This window comes from Kitasatospora sp. NPDC015121 (assembly GCF_055562955.1).
Map to the genome: position 1 here is coordinate 113587 of NZ_JBVHEH010000024.1, position 20478 is coordinate 134064.

At 73.9% G+C, this 20478-nt stretch carries 14 protein-coding genes; 6 read left to right on the forward strand and 8 right to left on the reverse strand.

All coding sequences use genetic code 11. The features are described 5' to 3' along the window. Positions 1-24: 24 nt before the first annotated feature. The 7 genes from ACZ3J7_RS30475 to ACZ3J7_RS30505 all read right to left on the reverse strand — a co-directional run bounded on the left by ACZ3J7_RS30475 (position 25) and on the right by ACZ3J7_RS30505 (position 11916). Positions 25-510, reverse strand: coding sequence for a CinA family protein (locus tag ACZ3J7_RS30475; RefSeq protein WP_465626660.1), 486 nt, complete (start codon positions 508-510; stop codon positions 25-27). Continuing rightward, positions 503-1135 carry a CDP-diacylglycerol--glycerol-3-phosphate 3-phosphatidyltransferase gene (gene pgsA / locus ACZ3J7_RS30480; protein ID WP_465626662.1) on the reverse strand — a complete coding sequence of 211 codons (633 nt, stop codon included), beginning with the start codon at positions 1133-1135 and terminating at the stop codon, positions 503-505. The genes ACZ3J7_RS30475 and pgsA overlap by 8 nt, the downstream gene beginning before the upstream one ends. Next, complete coding sequence (gene rimO / locus ACZ3J7_RS30485) at positions 1132-2613, reverse strand: 30S ribosomal protein S12 methylthiotransferase RimO (RefSeq protein WP_465626664.1); 1482 nt, start codon at positions 2611-2613, stop codon at positions 1132-1134. Before rimO ends, pgsA begins: the two co-directional genes overlap by 4 nt. Positions 2614-2695: 82 nt before the next feature. After that, complete coding sequence (locus ACZ3J7_RS30490) at positions 2696-3559, reverse strand: helix-turn-helix domain-containing protein (RefSeq protein WP_465626666.1); 864 nt, start codon at positions 3557-3559, stop codon at positions 2696-2698. Between the two features lie 156 nt (positions 3560-3715). Beyond that, positions 3716-6445, reverse strand: coding sequence for a DNA translocase FtsK (locus ACZ3J7_RS30495; RefSeq protein WP_465626668.1), 2730 nt, complete (start codon positions 6443-6445; stop codon positions 3716-3718). 142 nt (positions 6446-6587) lie between these two features. Continuing rightward, complete coding sequence (locus tag ACZ3J7_RS30500; protein WP_465626688.1) at positions 6588-7241, reverse strand: response regulator; 654 nt, start codon at positions 7239-7241, stop codon at positions 6588-6590. 202 nt (positions 7242-7443) lie between these two features. Further along, positions 7444-11916 (reverse strand): HAMP domain-containing protein, encoded by a 4473-nt coding sequence (locus ACZ3J7_RS30505; protein ID WP_465626690.1) that lies wholly within the window; start codon positions 11914-11916, stop codon positions 7444-7446. Between the two features lie 520 nt (positions 11917-12436). Between ACZ3J7_RS30505 and ACZ3J7_RS30510 the strand changes: the two genes are divergently transcribed. The 6 genes from ACZ3J7_RS30510 (at position 12437) to ACZ3J7_RS30535 (ending at position 19351) form a co-directional block, all read left to right on the forward strand. Further along, on the forward strand, positions 12437-14977 hold the full coding sequence (locus ACZ3J7_RS30510) for a SpoIIE family protein phosphatase (RefSeq protein WP_465626670.1): 2541 nt from the start codon (positions 12437-12439) through the stop codon (positions 14975-14977). Between the two features lie 319 nt (positions 14978-15296). Continuing rightward, on the forward strand, positions 15297-15851 hold the full coding sequence (locus ACZ3J7_RS30515; protein WP_465626672.1) for a GPR1/FUN34/YaaH family transporter: 555 nt from the start codon (positions 15297-15299) through the stop codon (positions 15849-15851). 186 nt (positions 15852-16037) lie between these two features. Further along, a complete protein-coding gene (locus ACZ3J7_RS30520) occupies positions 16038-16427 on the forward strand; it encodes a GntR family transcriptional regulator (RefSeq protein ID WP_465626674.1) in 390 nt (129 codons plus the stop codon). Further along, entirely contained in the window at positions 16424-17335 is a 912-nt protein-coding gene (locus ACZ3J7_RS30525; protein WP_465626676.1) for an ABC transporter ATP-binding protein, read from the forward strand. Before ACZ3J7_RS30520 ends, ACZ3J7_RS30525 begins: the two co-directional genes overlap by 4 nt. After that, a complete protein-coding gene (locus ACZ3J7_RS30530; protein ID WP_465626678.1) occupies positions 17332-18354 on the forward strand; it encodes an ABC transporter permease in 1023 nt (340 codons plus the stop codon). The genes ACZ3J7_RS30525 and ACZ3J7_RS30530 overlap by 4 nt, the downstream gene beginning before the upstream one ends. A gap of 115 nt (positions 18355-18469) precedes the next feature. Continuing rightward, positions 18470-19351, forward strand: a complete 882-nt coding sequence (locus ACZ3J7_RS30535; protein ID WP_465626680.1) for an ArsR family transcriptional regulator — start codon at positions 18470-18472, stop codon at positions 19349-19351. Positions 19352-19469: 118 nt separating this feature from the next. Here ACZ3J7_RS30535 and ACZ3J7_RS30540 read toward each other — a convergent pair whose 3' ends face one another. Further along, positions 19470-20354, reverse strand: a complete 885-nt coding sequence (locus ACZ3J7_RS30540; RefSeq protein WP_465626682.1) for a phosphatase PAP2 family protein — start codon at positions 20352-20354, stop codon at positions 19470-19472. Positions 20355-20478: the final 124 nt, after the last annotated feature.

Below are 20478 nucleotides of genomic sequence, written 5' to 3' on the forward strand. Positions count from 1 at the left end.
CGGTGCCGGGCCTCCCGGCGGGGCTCAGCCCTCGCCGGGCGTCAGCCGGCGGAGCAGCAGCCCGAGCGCGGCGTCCACCGACCCGTGCCGGATCGTGTCACGCCCACCCGACAACCGGAGCGGGAGCGCTTCTGTTCCCGCCGGTCCGGCCACGGCGACGTACACGGTGCCGGCCGGCCGGCCGTCCTGCGGTCCGGGCCCGGCCACGCCGGTGGTGGCCAGCGCCCAGTCGGCGCCGAGCAGGCGGCGGACGCCCTCGGCCATCTGCCGGGCCACCACCGGGTGGACCGGGCCGTGCACGTCGAGCAGGCCCTCGTCGACGCCGAGCAGGGCGGCCTTCAGCTCGGTGGCGTACGCGGTGACCGAGCCGCGGAAGGCCGCGGAGGCGCCGGGGACGTCGACCAGCGCGGCGGCCAGCAGGCCGCCGGTCAGCGACTCGGCGACGGCCAGCGTGGCCCCCCGCTCGGTCAGCGCCGCCAGCACCCGGGCGGCCGGGCCCGCCTCACTCACCGCGCCGCTCCCCGGCGATGCCCGCGCGGCGCAGCCGGACGGCCTGCAGCACGTAGTCGAGGCCGGTGGCGAGGGTGAGGAGGACCGCGACGCCCATCACCACGGCGCGGGCGGTGGCCAGCGGCCCGGTCAGCACCAGGACGTACATGCCGACCGCGGTGCCCTGGGCGAGCGTCTTGAGCTTGCCGCCCCGGCTGGCCGGGATGACGGCGTAGCGGATCACCCAGAACCGCATCAGGGTGATGCCGAGCTCGCGGGCCAGGATCACCACGGTGACCCACCAGGGCAGGTCGCCGAGCAGGGACAGGCCGATCAGGCCGGTGCCCATGATCGCCTTGTCGGCGATCGGGTCGGCGATCCGGCCGAAGTCGGTGACCAGGCCCTTGCGGCGGGCCAGCGCGCCGTCGAACACGTCGGTGATCATCGCGACCGCGAAGGCCGCCCAGGCGAACGCCCGCCACTCGGGGTCGTGGCCGCCGTCGGCGAACAGCAGCGCGGCGAAGACCGGGACGAGCACCAGCCGGAACATGGTCAGCACGTTGGCGATGTTCCACACGCCGGGCTGCGGCGGGACGGCGGCCGGGGTCGGCCGGGTGGCGGCCGGGGCCCCCGGCCCCTTGGTCATACGTCGGCTCCGGCGAGCTCCGCGGCCTCGGCGGTCCCGTCCGCGTCGACCGCCTCGGCGACCAGGTCGACGCCCTCGGTGCCGATCACGATGGCCCGGTAGGACCGGCCGACCACCGCGTCCTCGACGCCGAGCAGGGTGGTCAGGCCGTCGGTCTCCGGGGCCTGGTGGGCGGCGCGGCCCTCCACGACGCCGTCCTCGACCGACTCGACCAGCACGGTGACCTCGCTGCCGATCCGCTGCTCGGCGCGCTGCGCGGTGAGCTCCTCGGCGAGCTTGGAGAGCCGGGCGACCCGGTCGTCGACGACGTCCTGGTCGAGCTTGCCGTCGTAGCCGGCGGCCTCGGTGCCGTCCTCGTCGGAGTACCCGAACACGCCGATGGCGTCCAGCCCGGCGTGGGTGACGAACCGTTCCAGCTCGGCGTAGTCCTCCTCGCTCTCGCCGGGGAAGCCGACGATGAAGTTCGAGCGGGCGCCGGCCTCCGGGGCCTTGGCCCGGATCGACTCCAGCAGGCCGAGGAACTGCTCGGTGGAGCCGAAGCGGCGCATCCGGCGCAGCACGGCGGGCGCGGAGTGCTGGAAGGACAGGTCGAAGTACGGGACGACCTTGTCGGTGCCGGTCATCACGTCGATCAGGCCGGGGCGCATCTCGGCGGGCTGCAGGTAGCTGACCCGGACCCGCTCGATGCCGTCGACGGCGGCGATCTCGCTCAGCAGGGTCTCCAGCAGGCGGATGTCGCCGAGGTCCTTGCCGTAGGAGGTGTTGTTCTCGGAGACCAGGACGACCTCGCGGACGCCCTGCCCGGCCAGCCAGACGGCCTCGCCGAGGACGTCGCTCGGCCGGCGGGAGATGAAGGAGCCGCGGAAGGCCGGGATGGCGCAGAACGAGCAGCGGCGGTCGCAGCCGGAGGCGAGCTTGATCGAGGCGACCGGGGCGTCGTCCAGGCGCTTGCGCAGGGTGCGCGGGCCGGAGGCGGGGGCGACGCCGTCGGGGAGGTCCTCGGGGGCGCCGTGGCCGGGCAGCGCGACCTCGGCGGCGGCGGCCTGCCGCTCGACCGGGGTGAGCGGCAGCAGCTTGCGGCGGTCGCGCGGGGTGTGGGCCTCGACGTGGCCGCCGGAGAGGATGGTGTTGAGGCGGCTGGAGATGTCGGCGTAGTCGTCGAAGCCGAGCACGCCGTCGGCCTCGGGGAGGGCGTCGGCGAGCTCCTTGCCGTAGCGCTCGGCCATGCAGCCGACCGCGACCACGGCCTGGGTGCGGCCGTGGCCCTTGAGGTCGTTGGCCTCCAGCAGGGCGTCGACGGAGTCCTTCTTGGCGGCCTCGACGAACCCGCAGGTGTTGACGACGGCGACGTCGGCCTCGCTGGCGTCGTCCACCAGTCGCCAGCCGTCGGCCTCCAGTCGCCCGGCGAGTTCCTCGGAGTCGACCTCGTTGCGGGCGCATCCGAGCGTGACCAGGGCGACAGTGCGGGTTTCAGGCATGACGCCAAGATTAACGCGCGCCCCCCGGTGGAGTTCCCCCCGGAGGGCGCGCGCGTTGCCGCGAGGACCGGATCGTCCCGGTTCAGCCCGCCTGCGGGTCGCCGGGGGTATAGGCGAGGTGCACGACCTGGCCGTCCTGGCCGGCCGGGCCGAGGTCCTTGCCGTTGACGAACAGGTGGACGGCCCCGGCGTTGCCGATCACCAGGGTGATCTTCTTGGGGTCGGTGAAGGTCTGGTCCTGGCCGGCTTCCAGGTTGTTGGAGAACAGCGACTTGCCGCTGCCGTCCTTGGCGGTGACCCAGCTCTTGTCCGGGCCGGCGACCAGCTTGACGGTGACCTTGTCGGCGGGCGCGGCGGCGATCGCGGCGGCGCTGCTCTCGGGGGCGGGCGGCTGGGCGGACGCGGCGGCGGTGGCCGGGGCGGAGACGCCGGAGGGCAGCGGGGCGCTGGCCGCGCCGGGCTGGTTGCCGCCGGAGGGCGAGGAGCCGACCAGGTTGTAGCCGATCAGCGCGACCACGGCGAGGATCGCGACGACCATCGCGGCGGTCCAGTTCGGACGGTTGTGGTCGCGGACCTTGATCGGGCCGGAGTCGAGCAGCGGGCCGGTCGGCTGGGCCGGGGCGCCGCCGTGCTCGGCGTCGTAGCGGGCGACCAGCGCCTCGCCGTCCAGGCCGACCTCGCGGGCCAGCAGCCGCAGGTGGCCACGGGCGTAGAAGGCGCCGCCGCAGCGTTCGAAGTCGTCGGACTCGATGGCGTGCACGATCGGGACCCGGATCCTGGTCCGGGTGCTGACCTGGTCGACCGTGAGGCCGGCGTCGATCCGGGCCTTGGCGAGCAGTCGCCCGACGCTCGGTCCGCCGGTGGCACGACTCGGCTCCTCGGCGGGCCCGGGGGCGGGCGCGGCGGAGTCGGGGGCGGAGCGGCGGGGGGACTTGCCGATGGTCACTGGGCACGCCTTTCGAGCGGAGGCCACCTGCTGAGGCACCAGTCTAGGGGTGGTGGCGGAACGTTTCTCAACCGGAGGGGGCCCGAACGTGCCACAGTCTCGCTACAGAAGTTGACGGGCCCTCACGGCGGTTTCCGGCCGCCGTGCGGGCCCCGCCTACCCCCGGAGGGTGATCAGTACACCGTCCAGTTCGTCGGGCTTGACCAGCACGTCGCGGGCCTTGGAGCCCTCGCTGGGGCCGACGATGCCGCGCGACTCCATCAGGTCCATCAGCCGGCCGGCCTTGGCGAAGCCGACCCGCAGCTTGCGCTGGAGCATCGAGGTCGACCCGAACTGGGTGGTGACGACCAGCTCGGCGGCCTGGATCAGCAGGTCGAGGTCGTCGCCGATCTCCTCGTCGATCTCCTTCTTGGGGCCGCCGCCGACCACCACGTCGTCCCGGTAGCGGGCGGTCAGCTGGTCCTTGCAGTGCTGGACGATCTTGGCGATCTCGGCCTCGGTGACGAAGGCGCCCTGCATCCGGACCGGCTTGGAGGCGCCCATCGGCAGGAACAGCGCGTCGCCCTTGCCGATCAGCTTCTCGGCGCCGGGCTGGTCCAGGATGACCCGGGAGTCGGCCATCGCCGAGGTGGCGAAGGCCAGCCGGGACGGCACGTTCGCCTTGATCAGGCCGGTGACCACGTCGACCGAGGGGCGCTGGGTGGCCAGCACCAGGTGGATGCCGGCGGCCCGGGCGAGCTGGGTGATCCGGACCACCGAGTCCTCGACGTCGCGCGGGGCGACCATCATCAGGTCGGCCAGCTCGTCGACGATCACCAGCAGGTACGGGTAGGGCGTCAGCTCGCGCTCGCTGCCCAGCGGCGGCTGGACGGTGCCGGCCCGGACGGCGGCGTTGAAGTCGTCGACGTGCCGGAAGCCGTAGGCCGCCAGGTCGTCGTAGCGCATGTCCATCTCGCGGACCACCCACTGGAGGGCCTCGGCGGCCTTCTTCGGGTTGGTGATGATCGGCGTGATCAGGTGCGGGATGCCCTCGTAGGCGGTCAGTTCGACCCGCTTGGGGTCGACCAGCACCATCCGGACCTCGTCGGGGGTGGCGCGCACCAGCACCGAGGTGATCAGGCAGTTGATGCAGGAGGACTTGCCCGCGCCGGTGGCGCCGGCCACCAGGACGTGCGGCATCTTCGCCAGGTTGGCCATCACGGTGTGGCCCTCGACGTCCTTGCCCATGCCGACCACCATCGGGTGGGTGTCCTCGGCGGCGGTGCGCGAGCGCAGCAGGTCGCCGAGGGTGACCATCTCCCGGTCCCGGTTGGGGATCTCCACGCCGACCGCGGACTTGCCGGGGATCGGCGAGATGATCCGGACGTCGGGGGTGGCCACCGCGTAGGCGATGTTCTTGGCCAGCGCGGTGATCCGCTCGACCTTCACGGCGGGGCCGAGCTCGACCTCGTAGCGGGTGACCGTCGGGCCGCGGGTGAAGCCGGTGACCCGCGCGTCGACCTTGAACTCGGTGAAGACTCCGCTGAGTTGGGCGACCACGTCGTCGTTGACCTGGGAGCGGGCCTTGCCGGGGGCGCCGCGCTCCAGCAGGTCGAGGGAGGGCAGCGCGTAGGTGATGTCGCCGGAGAGCTGGAGCTGTTCCATCCGGGCCGGGGCCGGGGCCGCGCCGGGGCCCTCGGGGGCGGCGGTGCGGTCCTCGACGGTGCGCGCGGCGGGCACCTCCGGCGTCCAGGGCGCCTCGGGCGGGGCGCCCGCGGTCGAGTCCGGTGCGGCGTCCTTGACCTGGCCGACCATGCTGGCCACCGCGGGCGAGCCGGGCACGCCGTACAGCAGCGCGCCGTCCAGGTCGGCGGCCACGCCGGCCGCCAGGTCGCGGGTCTGGTAAGGGTCCTGGTCGAGGGGGAGCGGTTCGGTGGCCTCGACGTCCCCCGGGTCCCCGCCCTTGCGGCGGCGGCGCCTGCGGCGGGCGGAGAGCTCGTCGTTCTCGACGGTGATCGGCAGCGCGTCCGGGTCGGCGTCCTCGGGCGGGGCGGTGGAGTAGGCCCGCTCGCCGGTGGCCTCGTCGAAGCCGGCGCCGGCCTCCTCGCCGGGCAGCGGCTCGACCACGCCGAGGCGGACGCCGAGCTGCCGCAGCCGCTCGGGGATCCGGTTGACGGGGGTGGCGGTGACCACCAGCAGGCCGAAGAACGCGACCAGCAGCAGCAGCGGGACGGCCAGCGGCGGACCGGCCGCGGCCATCATCGGGGTGGAGGCGGCCCAGCCGATCAGGCCGCCGGCCTGCCGGATCCTGGTGGCGCCGGCGCCCATCGCGGGGCCGCCGCAGCCGATGTGCACCAGGCCGAGCACGCCGACCACCAGGGTGCTCAGGCCGATCGCGATCCGGCCGTTGGCCTCCGGCACCTCGGGGTGGCGCATCAGCCGGACGGCGACCGCGCCGAACAGGAACGGCACCAGCACGTCAAGCCGGCCGAACAGGCCGGAGACCACGTTGGTGGCGGCCTCGCCGAGCCAGCCCTGCGGGCTGAACCAGGTGCCCGCGGCGGTGACCAGGGCGAGCGCCAGCAGCAGCAGCGCGACGCCGTCCTTGCGGTGCTCGGGGTGCAGGTTGCGGGCGCCGTGGCCGAAGCCGCGGAACACCGCGCCCACCGAGTGCGCCAGGCCCAGCCAGACGGCCCGGACGGCGCGGAAGAGTATCGGCCGCTTCGGCGGCGGGGGCGGGGGCGCGGCGGCCGCCCGCTTGGCGGGGGCGGCCCTCTTCGCCGGGGCCTTCTTGGCGGGGGGCTTGGGCGCGGCCGCCTTGGCGGGCGCCTTCTTGGCCGGCGCGCCCTTGGCCGGCCCGGGCTTGCCGGTGCGGGCGGCGGCGCTTCCGGGCGTTCGTGTGGCCATGGGGGGCAGCCTACCGGCGCGCCCGGGCGGCGGACATGCGCGGGCGGCCTTCGGCGGGTTGTGTCGCCGACGCGCCGTCAACCGCCCGGGAACCACCCGGACGGGCGACGGCTGAGGGCCCGTCAGCCCCCGCCCCTCCCCGTCAGCCGGAGCCGGAGCCCGGGGCGGAGCCGGGGCGCAGCGCGTCCAGCGCCCCGCGCAGGCCGGCGATCTTCCGCTCCAGGTGGGCGGCGGTCACGGCGGCGCCGGCGTCGGTGCCCGCGTCGAGCTGCTTGGTGAGCGCCTCGGCCTGTTCCTCGACGGCGGCCAGCCGGGCCGACAGCTCGCCGAGCAGCGCCCCGCCGATGGCCGGCTCCTCGCCCGCCTCCAGCTGCAGGCGCAGCAGCGCGGCCTGCTCCTTGAGCTGGGTGTTCTTCTGGTAGAGGTCGACGAAGACGGAGACCTTGGCGCGCAGCACCCACGGGTCGAAGGGCTTGGAGATGTAGTCGACCGCGCCGGCCGCGTAGCCGCGGAAGGTGTGGTGCGGGCCGTGGTTGATCGCGGTCAGGAAGATGATCGGGATGTCCCTGGTCCGCTCCCGGCGCTTGATGTGCGCGGCGGTCTCGAAGCCGTCCATGCCGGGCATCTGGACGTCGAGCAGGATCACCGCGAAGTCGTCGGTGAGCAGGGCCTTGAGCGCTTCCTCGCCGGAGGCGGCGCGCACCAGGGTCTGGTCGAGCGCGGAGAGGATCGCCTCCAGGGCGAGCAGGTTCTCCGGACGGTCGTCGACCAGGAGGATCTTCGCCTTCTGCACCAGGACCCGCCCTCCTGCCGGTTGTTTCCCGAGGGCGGGCGCCTTCGCGCCGCCCATCACTGCCCCGGTCATGCTAGCCGTACCCCCTTGCCCGCCACAGGCCCGGTGCCGGGCGTCACCGTCCGGTCACTGTTGGCAACGACGGGTGACCTTACCGGGTTCCCGCCCGCGGGTGCCAGCCGGAACGGGCGCCCGCGGGCGGCGGTCACCGGACAGGCAGGTGCTGGCGCATCACCGCCAGCAGGTGGTCGGTCTCCACCGGCTTGGTGATGTGGTCGGTGGCGCCCGCCTGGAGGCTCTTCTCGCGGTCGCCCTTCATCGCCTTGGCGGTCAGCGCGATGATCGGCAGGCCGGAGAACCGGGGCATCCGGCGGATCTGCTCGGTGGTCGCGTAGCCGTCCAGCTCGGGCATCATGATGTCCATCAGCACCAGGGCGACCTCCTCGTGCTGTTCGAGCATCTCGATGCCCTCGCGGCCGTTCTCGGCGTACAGCACGGTCAGGCCGTACTGCTCCAGCACGCTGGTCAGGGCGAACACGTTGCGGATGTCGTCGTCGACGATCAGCACCCGCTCGCCGTCGAAGCGCGGCGGGGGGCCGGCCGGGGCGGTGGTGCGGGACGGCTCGCCCTGGCGCGGGACGCCCTCCTCGGCGGTGCGGGGGGCGTCGGCGGGGCGGCGGCGCTCGACGGTGGAGCGGCGGCGCTCCTCGACCAGACCGCGGGCCTCCTGGGTCCACTGGTCGGCGGGCGTGCGGGGGGCTTCGAGGGCGCGCGGGGCGCCCGCGCGCTCCAGGGCGACCGGCTCGGGGCCCTCGCTGCGCAGCGGCAGGTAGAGGGTGAAGGCGGAGCCGCGGCCGATCTCGCTCTCGACGTGGATCTCGCCGCCGAGCAGCCGGGCGATCTCCCGGCTGATCGACAGGCCGAGGCCGGTGCCGCCGTACTTGCGGCTGGTGCCGCCGTCGGCCTGCTTGAACGCCTCGAAGATCTCGCGGAGCTTGTCGCCGGGGATGCCGATGCCGGTGTCGGCGACCGAGAAGGCGATCAGCGGCTCGTCCGGGTCGGCCATGGTGCCGGACTCCAGCAGCTGCTCGCGCACGTGCTGCGGGATCTCCGGGCCGGCCACCGGGCGGATCATCAGCTCGACCGCGCCGGTGTCGGTGAACTTCACCGCGTTGGAGAGCAGGTTGCGCAGCACCTGCTGGAGGCGCTGCTCGTCGGTGTGCAGGGTGGGCGGCAGGTCCGGCGCGACCCGGACCGCGAAGTCCAGGTTCTTGTCGGCGGCCAGCGGCCGGAACGCGGCCTCGACGTAGTCGACCAGCTGGACGAGGGCGATCCGGGCCGGGCGGACGTCCATCTTGCCGGCCTCGACCTTGGACAGGTCGAGGATGTCGTTGATCAGCTGGAGCAGGTCGCTGCCCGCGCCGTGGATGGTCTCGGCGAACTCGACCTGCTTGGCGGAGAGGTTGCCCTCGTTGTTGTCGGAGAGCAGCTTGGCCAGGATCAGCAGCGAGTTGAGCGGGGTGCGCAGCTCGTGCGACATGTTGGCGAGGAACTCGCTCTTGTAGCGGGAGGCCTGGGAGAGCTGTTCGGCGCGCTCCTCCAGGATCTGCCGGGCCTCCTCGATCTCGCTGTTCTTGATCTCGATGTCGCGGTTCTGCTGGGCGAGCTGCTCGGCCTTCTCCTGCAGTTCCTCGTTGGTGCGCTCCAACTCCTCCTGGCGGGCCTCCAGTTCGGCGGAGCGCATGGAGAGTTCGGCGGTGAGCCGCTGCGATTCGAGCAGCAGGCCCTCGGTCTTGGTGTTGACCGAGATGGTGTTGACGGTGACGCCGATCTGGTCGGCGATCTGGTTGAGGAAGTCCAGCGCGACGGTGGTGAAGCTGGAGAAGGTGGCGAGTTCGATCACGCCGAGCAGCCGGCCCTCGAACAGCACCGGCATCACCACCACGTGCGCCGGGGAGGACTCGCCGAGGCCGGAGGAGATCTTCAGGTAGCCGGGCGGGGTCTCCTTGAGCACGATCGGCCGCTTCTCCACGGCGGCCTGCCCGATCAGGCCCTCGCCGAGCCGGAAGGTGGTGGGCATGGTGCGCCGGTGGTAGCCGTAGGAGCCGATCAGGCGCAGCACGATGTCGTTCTCGTCGTCGTCCTCGGTGACGAGTTCGGCGGTGCGGCCGGCGGGCTGGGCGAGGAAGAAGGCGCCGTGCTGGGCGGAGACCACCGGGGTCAGCTCGCTCATGATCAGCGAGGCGACGGCGGAGAGGTCGCGGCGGCCCTGCAGCATGCCGGACATCCGGGCCAGGTTGGACTTGAGCCAGTCCTGCTCCTTGTTGGTCCGGGTGGTCTCGCGCAGGTTGGCGATCATCTGGTTGATGTTGTCCTTGAGCTCGTCGAGCTCGCCGGACGCGTCCACGTTGATCCGCGGCGACAGGTCGCCGCGGGTGACGGCGGTGGCGACCTGGGCGATCGCGCGCACCTGCCGGGTCAGGTTGTTGGCGAGCTCGTTCACCGACTCGGTGAGGTCCTGCCAGGTGCCGGCCACGCCGGGGACGCGGGCCTGGCCGCCGAGCCGGCCGTCGGTGCCGACCTCGCGGGCGACTCGCGTCACCTCGTCGGCGAACGCCGACAGCTGGTCGACCATGGTGTTGATGCTGGTCTTGAGCTCCAGGATCTCGCCACGCGCGTCGACGTCGATCTTCTGCGAGAGGTCGCCGCGGGCGACGGCGGTGATGACGAGCGCGATGTTGCGGACCTGGCCGGTGAGGTTGTTGGCCATCAGGTTGACGTTCTCGGTCAGGTCCTTCCAGATCCCGGCGACGCCGGGGACGCTGGCCTGGCCGCCCAGGATGCCGTCGGTGCCCACCTCGCGGGCCACCCGGGTGACTTCGACGGCGAAGGCCGACAGCTGGTCGACCATGGTGTTCAGGGTGTCGGCGAGCGCGGCGACCTCGCCGGCCGCGTCGATGGCGATCTTCTTGGACAGGTCGCCGCGGGCCACCGCCGAGGCGACCTCGGCGATGTTGCGGACCTGGCTGGTCAGGTTGGACGCCATCAGGTTGACGTTGTCGGTCAGGTCGCGCCAGATGCCCGAGACGCCGGAGACCCGGGCCTGGCCGCCCAGGATGCCGTCGGTGCCCACCTCGCGGGCCACCCGGGTCACCTCGTCGGCGAACGCGGACAGCTGCTCGACCATGGTGTTGACGGTGGTGACGAGCTCGCGGATCTCGCCCTTCGCGTCGACGGTGATCTTCTTGGAGACGTCGCCCCGGGCCACCGCGGTGGTCACCTCGGCGATCGAACGCACCTGGCTGGTCAGGTTGTTGGCCATCAGGTTCACCGAGTTGGTGAGGTCCTTCCAGGTGCCGGAGACCCCGGGCACGCTGGCCTGGCCGCCGAGGATGCCCTCGGTGCCGACGTCCCGGGCGACCCGGGTGACCTCGTCCGCGAACGCCGAGAGCTGGTCGACCATGGTGTTGATGGTGTTCTTCAGCTCCAGGATCTCGCCCCGGGCGTCCACCTGGATCTTCTGCGACAGGTCGCCCTTGGCGACCGCGGTGGTGACCTGCGCGATGCCGCGGACCTGCGAGGTGAGGTTGTTCGCCATCGAGTTGACGTTCTCGGTGAGGTCCTTCCAGACGCCCGCCACGCCCGGCACCTGGGCCTGGCCGCCGAGGATGCCCTCGGTGCCCACCGCGCGCGCCACCCGGGTCACCTGCTCGGCGAAGCCGGAGAGCTGGTCGACCATGGTGTTGATGGTGTTCTTCAGCTCCAGGATCTCGCCCCGGGCGTCGACCTCGATCTTGCGCGACAGGTCGCCCTTGGCGACCGCGGTGGTCACCTCGGCGATGTTGCGGACCTGCGCGGTCAGGTTGGCCGCCATGAAGTTCACCGAGTCGGTCAGGTCGCGCCACACGCCGGCCACGCCCGACACCTGCGCCTGCCCGCCCAGCCGGCCCTCGGTGCCCACGTCGCGGGCGACCGTGGTGACCTGCGCGGCGAACGAGTTGAGCTGGTCCACCATGGTGTTGACGGTGTTCTTCAGCTCCAGCATCTCCCCGTCGACGTCGACGGTGACCTTGCGCGACAGGTCGCCCCGGGCCACCGCGGTGGTCACCTCGGCGATGTTGCGGACCTGCGCGGTCAGCCGGCCGGCCATCGTGTTGACCGAGTCCGACAGGTCCTTCCAGGAGCCGGAGACGCTGCGCACCCGGGCCTGGCCGCCGAGCTTGCCCTCGGTGCCGACCTCGATCGCCACCCGGGTCACCTCGTCGGTGAACTCGGAGAGCTGGTCGACCAGGCCGTTGACGGTCCGGCCGACCTTCAGGAACTCGCCGCGCAGCGGGTAGCTGGCGCCGGTGGTGTGCAGCGAGCGCAGCTCCATGGTCTGGGTCAGGTCGCCCTCGGCGATCGAGGTCAGCACCCGGCCGACCTCGGCCATCGGACGGGCCAGGTCGTCGATCAGCGCGTTGCAGTTGTCGACGGCCGCCATCCAGGCGCCCTCGCCGACACCGGTCTCCAGCCGCTCCGACAGCCGGCCCTCCCGGCCCACCGCCCGCCGCACCCGGGCCAGTTCGCCGGTCAGGTGCTGGTTGCGCTCGGCGACCTCGTTGAACACCGCGGCGATCTCGGCCAGCAGGCCGTCGCCGGGGAAGGTCAGCCGGCGGCGGAAGTTGCCGTCCCGCATCGCGGTCAGCGCGGTCAGCAGCTTGCGCAGCTCGGCGGGCTCGGCGCCGCGCCCCTGGCCGGGCCGCCGCCCGCCGCCGCCCCCGGGGGCGGTCCGCGCGGGCGGGGCCGGGCGGGCGCCGCGCGCGGCGGCGGTGGTCGTACCGGACACGTCCTTGGTCGCCGAACTCAACGGGGGGCCCTCCCAGGTCCTGACTCGGTTCACCGCCGCGGGGGAGGGCCGGAGTCCGGCCCGCCGCTCCCGCGCCGTCCCTCCGACCGTACTGCGGCGGTCACGGCACGCGGACCCCCCAGTGTGACAGCACTGGCACCCGGTGTCGGACCGGTTGCGGAGGGTTTTCCCGGCGACCAGGGAAAGTGGTGAACGAAATCACTCCCAGGGGCCTGTTTCGGCTCCCCGGCCCCACTGGGTACCAACCGGAAAGTAGGGTGGAGGGCCGCACCGGGTCCGGGCGACGCGCTCCGGTGCCCGTCGCACCGTCCGAACCGTCCGCCGGACCAGCAGCAGAGGAGACGTGGCCGTGGTCACCGCGCGCGCAGCCGCCACCTTCGAACCGGTCGACCGTTCGGCCGCCGCGGCCCGCGGCTTCGTCCGGGACGCCCTGCTCGGCTGGGGCGTGCCCGAGGTGGTGGACGACGCCGTGGTGCTGGTCAGCGAACTGGTCACCAACGCCGTGGTGCACGCCGGGACGGCCGCCGAGGTGGTCTGCCTGCGCGAGGAGGAGACCGTCCGGATCGAGGTCAGCGACCGGCACCCGGAGCGCGGCCTGCCGTCCTTCGCCAACGTGACGCTGAACTCCGACCGGTACGCCGACCCGGACGGCGAGGGCGGTCGTGGCCTGCTGATGTGCTCGGCGCTGTCCAGCAGCTGGGGCGTCGAGTACGCGGCCGGCCGCAAGACCGTCTGGTTCCGCCTCGCCCTGCCCGAGCAGCGCCCCGGCACCCGGTACGCGCTGCCCAGCCTGCCCGGCGGCGAGCTGCCGGCCGCGGACGGGCCGGTGCGGGTCGCCGTGGTGCAGCTCGACGACCACGGCCGGGTCCGGCACTGGAACGCCGACGCCGAGTCGCTCTTCCACCGGCCCGCGGACGCCGTGTTCGGCCGCCCGTGGGCCGAACTGGCGCAGTGGCCGCAGACCCCCGGCCTCGGCCTCGGCGACACCCTGCGGCTGGCCCGCTGGGAGGGCTCGTACGCGGTGCGCGGCGGCGACGGCGCGGTGCAGGAGGTGTACGGCACCCACGTGCGGCTGCGCGACAGCCAGGGCACCCCGACGGTGCTGTGCGTGCTGGTCCGGGAGGCCGACCGCGCGGTGCTGCGCACCCCCGGGACGTCCGCCGAGACGGCCTCGGCCGCGGTCGAGCCGCTGGACCTGCTGGTCGGCCCGGTCTCCCCCGACGACCTGTCCAGCCTGCTGCAGCGGATCGTCGAGCGGGCCCGCGACCTGCTCGACGCCGACGCCTCCTACCTGCTGCTCACCAGCGAGGACGAGACCGAGTTCGAGCTGCGCGCCGCCACCGGCCTGGCCGGCCCGTCGCGGCGCTTCGCCCGGCTGCCGATCGACGCCGGCGCGGGCCGCTTCGACTCGGCCCGGCTGCCCGCCGTCCACGAGGACCTGGCGGTCCGGCCGGCCGGCGCCGCGCCGCTGCTGGACGGCACCGAGCTGCGTTCGCTGATCACCGTCCCGCTCAAGGTCGAGGGCCGGCTGACCGGTTCGCTCGGGGTGGCCGCGGCCGCCCCCGGCCGCTACGACAACGAGGACGCGCTGCGCCTGCAGTTCGCCGCCGACCGGATCGCGCTGGCCCTGGAGAGCGCCCGCCTCGGCGAGCTGGAGCGGCTGCGGCGCGGCTCGCTGTCCTTCCTGGTGGAGGCCTCCGACCTGCTCGCGGGCACCCTGGAGCACGAGCAGACCCTCGCCCTGATGGCGCAGATGGCCGTCCCCACCCTCTCCTCCTGGTGCGCCGTCTACACCACGGCGGACACCGCCGCGGGCGCCGAACTCGCCTTCGTGCTGCACGAGGACGAGGACCGGATCGACGCGCTGCGCGCCCTGCTCGACAAGTCGCCCGCCCCGGAGGCGGAGCCCAGCCCCGGCGCCCGCCCGTGGACGGCGCCGGCCGAGACCGCCCGGGCGATCGGGCACCCGGTCGGCCCGGAGCTCGGCGAGACGGTGGTGCTGCCGCTGTCCGCCCGCAACCGGGTGATCGGCCTGCTGGTGCTCGGCACCCGGCGCGGCGTCCGGTTCCGCCAGGAGATCCTGGAGCTCGGCGAGGACCTGTCCCGCCGTGCGGCCCTGGCGCTGGACAACTCCCGCCTGTACTCCGAGCGGACCGCCACCAGCCAGGCCTTCCAGCGCGCCCTGCTGCCGCCGGAGCTTCCGAAGATCCCCGGCGTCGAGGTGGAGGTCTTCTACCAGGCCGCGGGCGAGGGCAACGAGGTCGGCGGCGACTTCTACGACCTGTTCCCGATCCGCGAGGGCACCTACGGCTTCGCGATCGGCGACGTCTGCGGCACCGGCCCGGAGGCCGCCTCGGTCACCGGCCTGGCCCGCCACTCGCTGCGCCTGCTGGCCCGCGAGGGCCTGAGCGCCCCGCAGGTGCTCACCCGGCTGAACGCGGCGATCCTGGACGAGGGCAGCCGGGCCCGCTTCCTGACCCTGCTGTACGGCGAGCTGACGCCCCGCGCGGACGGCTCGACCGTGCTCTCGCTGGTCTGCGCCGGCCACCCGCTGCCGCTGCGGCTGCGCGTCGACGGACAGGTCGACCAGGCCGCCTCACCGCAGCCGCTGCTCGGCGTGATGGACGAACTCGACCTGACCGCCGAGGAGTTGGTGCTCGCCCCGGGCGAGGTGCTGCTGTGCGTGACGGACGGCGTGACCGAGCGCCGGGAGGGCCGCCGGATGCTCGGCGACGACGGCCTGGCCGAGGTGCTGACCGGCTGCGCGGGCCTGACCGCGGGCGCGGTCGCGGCCCGGGTGCACCGGGCGGTGGAGCGCTTCGCGCCCGAGCCGCCGTCCGACGACATGGCGATCCTGACGCTCCGCATCCCGACCCAGCGCCGGAACTGACCGGTCCGGTCGCCCGAACCGACTGAACTGACCGAACCGATCGAACCGGTCACCCGAACTGGTCACGGTTTGCTCACACTTGCTCATTCTGCGTGATTCACAAGGGTACAAAACCGGGGCGCCGGGTACACCGTAGGCACCGGGGGCTTCCACCCCGGAGGGCATGACCGGCGGCCGGGCCGCCGGTTCTCTCATCCGCCGCAGCCGCCGCACCCTCCCTTCGGTGCGCCCACGACCCGGCACCTGGCACCACCTCCTCGCACACCCACTTTTCACCGTGATCTCGCCATGCCCTGGCGCAGAGTGAAAGGAGCCTCCGGTGAGCAACGAAGCCTCCGGGGCGAATGCCCGATCCGCTGACGCGGGTCCGCTCGGTTACCTGGCCCTCGGTCTGACTCTGCTGGCGTACGGCCTGCTCGGCACCGGTGTCCTCAGTGGCACCTCGGCCGGCGGCGCGGCCTCGCTGGCGCACCTGGTCGGCGGTGTGACGCTGTTCGTCGCCGGCCTCTGGCAGTTCCGCGGCGGCGACCGCTTCAGCGGCACCGCGTTCACCACCCTCGGCGCCTTCTGGGCGACCTGGGCCGCCGGCGGCGCCGTCGGCAAGAACACCGCGGGCCTGTTCCTGCTGCTGTGGGCGCTGCTGGCGCTCACCCTGACCGCCGCCTCCTGGGGCGCCGGTCTGCTCACCCGGGCCGTCTACGGCCTGCTGACGCTCTCGCTGGTGCTCAGCGCCATCGGGGTCCTCGGTGACGCGAGCGGCTGGGGCAAGGTCGGCGGCTGGGTCGCCGCCGCGGCCGGCCTGGCCGCCTGGTACTCGGCCACCTCCGAACTGGCCGGCGGCCGCTGGGGCAGGCTCGCCCTGCCGACCAGGTAAGCGCACCACCGCACCACCGCTCGGTCGCACCACCGCACCACCGCACCGCCCGGAGCCCGGACGCCACCCCCACGGCGCCCGGGCTCCGGCCTTTCCGCAGGCCGACTCACCTCCGGGATCATCTCCTTGACAGTCTGACGCACCGCCAGTTCCATAGTGCTAGGAACCTAGATAAATGAGGTTGTGGTGATCGAGTTCCACATCGAGCCCCGGTCCGGCGTCGCCCCCTACCTGCAACTGGTCCACCAGGTGCGGCAGGCCCTGCGGCTGGGCCTGCTCTCCGAGGGGGACCGACTGCCCAAGGTGAAGGAGGTCGCGGCGAAGGTCGCGATCAACCCGAACACCGTGCTCAAGGCGTACCGCCAGCTGGAGAACGAGGGGCTCGTCTCCCCCAAGCCCGGCGTCGGCACCTTCGTCAGCGGCACCCTCGGCTCCCCCACCGTGTCCGAACACGAGCCGCTGCGACGGGAGTTGCGCCGCTGGCTGGACACCGCCCGGGCCGCCGGGCTGGACGAGGAGTCCATCGAGGCGCTGTTCCGCCAGACCGTCCGAAGTCCCCCCGAAGAGGAGCGATGACCGCGATCGTCGAAGCCCGGGCGCTGCACAAGCGCTACGGCCGCCGCCCGGCCCTCACCGACTGCACGCTGAGCGTCCCGGCCGGCCGGGTGGTCGGACTGGTCGGCCCGAACGGCGCCGGCAAGTCCACCCTGCTGCAGCTCGCCTGCGGCCTGCTCACCCCGTCCGCGGGCACCGTCGAGGTGTTCGGCGCCCCGCCCGGGCCCGGGCAGCTCGCCCGGGTCGGCTTCGTCGCCCAGGACACCCCCGTGTACGCGGCGCTCTCGGTCGCCGACCACCTGCGGATGGGCGCCCGGCTCAACCCGCGCTGGGACGCCGCCCTCGCCGAGCACCGGATCCGGCAGGCCGGACTCGACCCGGCGCAGAAGGCCGGCCGCCTCTCCGGCGGGCAGCGCGCCCGGCTCGCGCTCGTCCTGGCCGTCGCCAAACGGCCCGAACTGCTGCTGCTGGACGAACCGGTGGCCGCCCTCGACCCGCTGGCCCGGCGCGCCTTCCTGCAGGGCCTGATGGAGTTCGTCGCCGACGCCGCGCCGGAGACCACCGTGGTGCTCTCCTCGCACCTGCTCTCCGACCTGGAGCGGGTCTGCGACCACCTGGTGGTGCTGGCCGGCGGCCGGGTCCGCGCCGAGGGCGGCATCGACGAGCTGCTCGCCACGCACTTCCGGCTCACCACCGCCCGCCGGGCCGCCGACACCCTGCCCGCCGGGCTGCGCGTGCTGGCCGCCGAGCACACCGAGCGGCAGAGCACCTTCACCGTCCGGGCCGACGCGCCCGTCGACGACCCGTCCTGGGTGATGGAGCCGCTCGGCCTGGAGGACCTGGTCCTGCACCACATGTCCGACCAACCCGACCCGTCCGGGCCGACCGCCCCCGCCGACCCCCGCCCCCTCCCGGAGCCGCAACGATGACCTGGCTGACCTGGCGGCAGTACCGCGCCCAGTTCCTGACGGCCGCCGCCCTGCTCGCCCTCGCCACGGCCTACCTGCTGGTGGACGGCCTCCGGCTGCGCGCCCAGATCCACGGGCTGCCCACCGACTGCGGGATCGACGCCTGCCCCGACCTGGAGCGGGCGCTCGGCGGCCGGCGCAACGCGTACCTGGCCGGCAGCGCCCTGGTGCTGCTCGCCCCCGCGCTGATCGGCGCGTTCTGGGGCGCGCCGATGATCGCCCGCGAGCTGGAGACCGGCACCCACCGGCTGGTCTGGAGCCAGAGCGTCGGCCGCGGCCGCTGGCTGGCCGTCCGGCTGCTGCTCACCGGCGGCGTCGCGGTGCTGGTCACCGGGCTGCTCAGCCTGCTGGTGACCTGGTACGCCGCCCCGTTCGACCGCTTCGACCGGGACCGCTTCCAGCCGCTGCTGTTCGACGTCCGCGGCACCGTCCCGCTCGGCTACGCCGCCTTCGCGGTCGCGCTCGGCGCCTGCGCGGGCCTGTTCCTGCGCCGCACGCTCGCCGCGATGGCCGTCACGCTGGCCGTCTTCGCGGCCGTCCAGGTCCTGGTGCCGCTGGCCGTCCGCCCGCACCTGCGGCCGCCCGTGCACGCCCTGACCCCGCTCGGCACCGACCAGGGCCCGGCCTACCGCTCCTCGCTGGTCGGCTTCGAGTCCACCGGCGGCCGCCTCGGCCCGGACGCCCGGATGCTCGCCGTCGTCGACGTCCCCGACGCCTGGGTGCTGACCGGCCACAGCCCGCTGCCCGTCCGGGACGCGACCGGCCGCGTCCTCACCCTCGGCGGCCAGCCCTGCCCGGCCGCCGACGGCACCCCTCCGGCGAGCGAGTGCCTGGCCCGGGCCGACCTGTACGTCGCCGCCGCCTACCAACCGGCCGACCGCTACTGGACGTTCCAGCTCGCCGAGACCGGCCTGTACCTCGCCGCCGCCGGCGCCCTGGTCGGCCTCACCGTCCGGGGCCTGCACCGCCGCCTCGGCTGACCGGCCGCCCGGCCGCCGCCCGCGCCCGTCCCGCCCCGTCCGTCCCACGGTGATCGCGCTTTCACCCCCCCTCCCCGGCCACCGGTTGCTACTGTCTGGCTGCGGAGGGGGACGCATGGGTCACTGGCTGGTCGGCACGGAGTCCCTCGCCGCATGCCGCTTCGCGCTCTCCCCCCTGGTCGAGACGGTCGCCGCGCTCGGCGTCCTCGCCGAGATCCGCCCCGAACCGTGGCGCCGCGACTGGCTCGCCACCCACCAGCCCGCCTTCCGGGCCCACCTCGCGACCGACCCCCGCCTCGCCGCCTGGCTCGCCGCCCGTCGCCCCGCCGACTGGCCCACCGACCTGCACCTGCCCGTCCCCGACCCGGACGCCGACCCCCGCCTCCCCGACCTCGCCACCGCCACCGACCTGCCGCCCGAACCCGCCGCCCTCCTCGACTGGACGTGGCAGCACGTCGTCCGCCCCGAATGGCCCGCCCGCCTGCGCACCCTCCGCGCCGACCTCACCGCCCGCCGGGCCCGCGCCGAACGCCACGGCTGGCCCGCCGCCCTGCCCCGGCTCGGCCCGCAGCACCGCTGGCTCCCCGACGGCCGCCTCCGCCTCGCCACCCCCGACCCGGCCGCCCCCCGACCCACCGCCTCCCCCACCCTGCTGCTCGTCCCCACCAGCGCCCGCCACGGCTGGCTCCTCCCGGACGAGTCGCACTCCCGCCTCGCCGTCGTCTACCCCGTCTCCGCCGCACCCGTCCCCGCCCCGCAGGCCGCCCCCGACAGCCTGGGCCGCCTGCTCGGCGGTGCCCGCGCCTCCCTCCTGACCGGACTGGACCGCCCGCGCGACACCACCCAGCTGGCCGGCCTCACCGGCCTCAGCCCCGCCGCCGTCGACGACCACCTCACCGTCCTGCTCGAAGCCCGCCTGGTCGCCGGCACCAGCACCCCGGGCCGCTACTACCGCACCGCGCTCGCCGAGGCCCTACTCGCCGCCCAACCCCGCTGACCGACTCGCTGTCCGACCGCGCAGGCCGGCCCGGAAAGCACCGAAGGCGGTCCCGGAGCCGTTCCCGGAACCGCCTTCCTCCTTCTCCCCACCCCTTCTCAGCCCTTCTCAGCCCTTCTCAGCCCTGCCGCACCCCGCTGCGCTCCGGCTCCCCCGCGCCCGCCGTCACCACGGCTTCCCCGTCCTGCTCCTTCTGCCGCCACCCCGTGACGGCCGCCTGCACCAGGTACACGGTCAGCAGGATCACCACCGCCACCAGACCGTCCGCCCAGAAGTGGTTCGCCGTCACCACCACCACCCACACCGTCACCACCGGGTGCAGCACCACCAGCCACCGCCACGGGCCGCGCGCCACCGAGACCACCGCCACCGCCGCGATCACGCACCACGCCACGTGCACCGAGGGCATCGCCGACAGCTGGTCCGCCACCACCCCCGCGACCGCCCCGCCGTACACCGACTGCCCGTACTGCTCGGCCAGGTCGACGAACCCGTTCCCCGGCAGCATCCGCGGCGGCGCCACCGGGATGAACTGGATCAGCAGGCACACCGCCGTCGTCGCCACCACCGTCGTCCGCACCCACGCGTACCGCGCCCGGTGTCGCAGGAACAGCCACAGCAGCACCACCAGCATCACGCCGAAGTGCATCGTCGCGTAGTAGTAGTTCGCCGCCTGCACCAGCCACGGGTGTCCCACCACCGCCCGCTGCCACGCCACCTCGTCCGGCAGCCCGAACTCCCCCTCCGTCCGGTGGATCCACTCCGCCCGCTGCAACGCGTGGTCCGTCCCCAACAACGACAGGTGCCCCACCACCTGCCACAGCGCGAACAACGCCAACAGCGTCCCCGCCTCCCGCAGCGCGTCGGCCACCACCCCCGCCCGACGCCGCCGCACCCCCTCGCCGGCCCGCCGTGCCGCTCCCCTCCTGACCGCGAACGCCGCAGCGTACAGCGCCGCGGAGGCACCGGCCGAGGTTTGCCACGTCAACGTCAGGTTCTGCATTGGCGCAGGTTACCCGGCAATGCCCCGTAAACGCGAGAAAGCCCCCTGACATCCCGTCAGGGGGCTTTCTCTCAAAGATTGTTCGGCGGCGTCCTACTCTCCCACAGGGTCCCCCCTGCAGTAC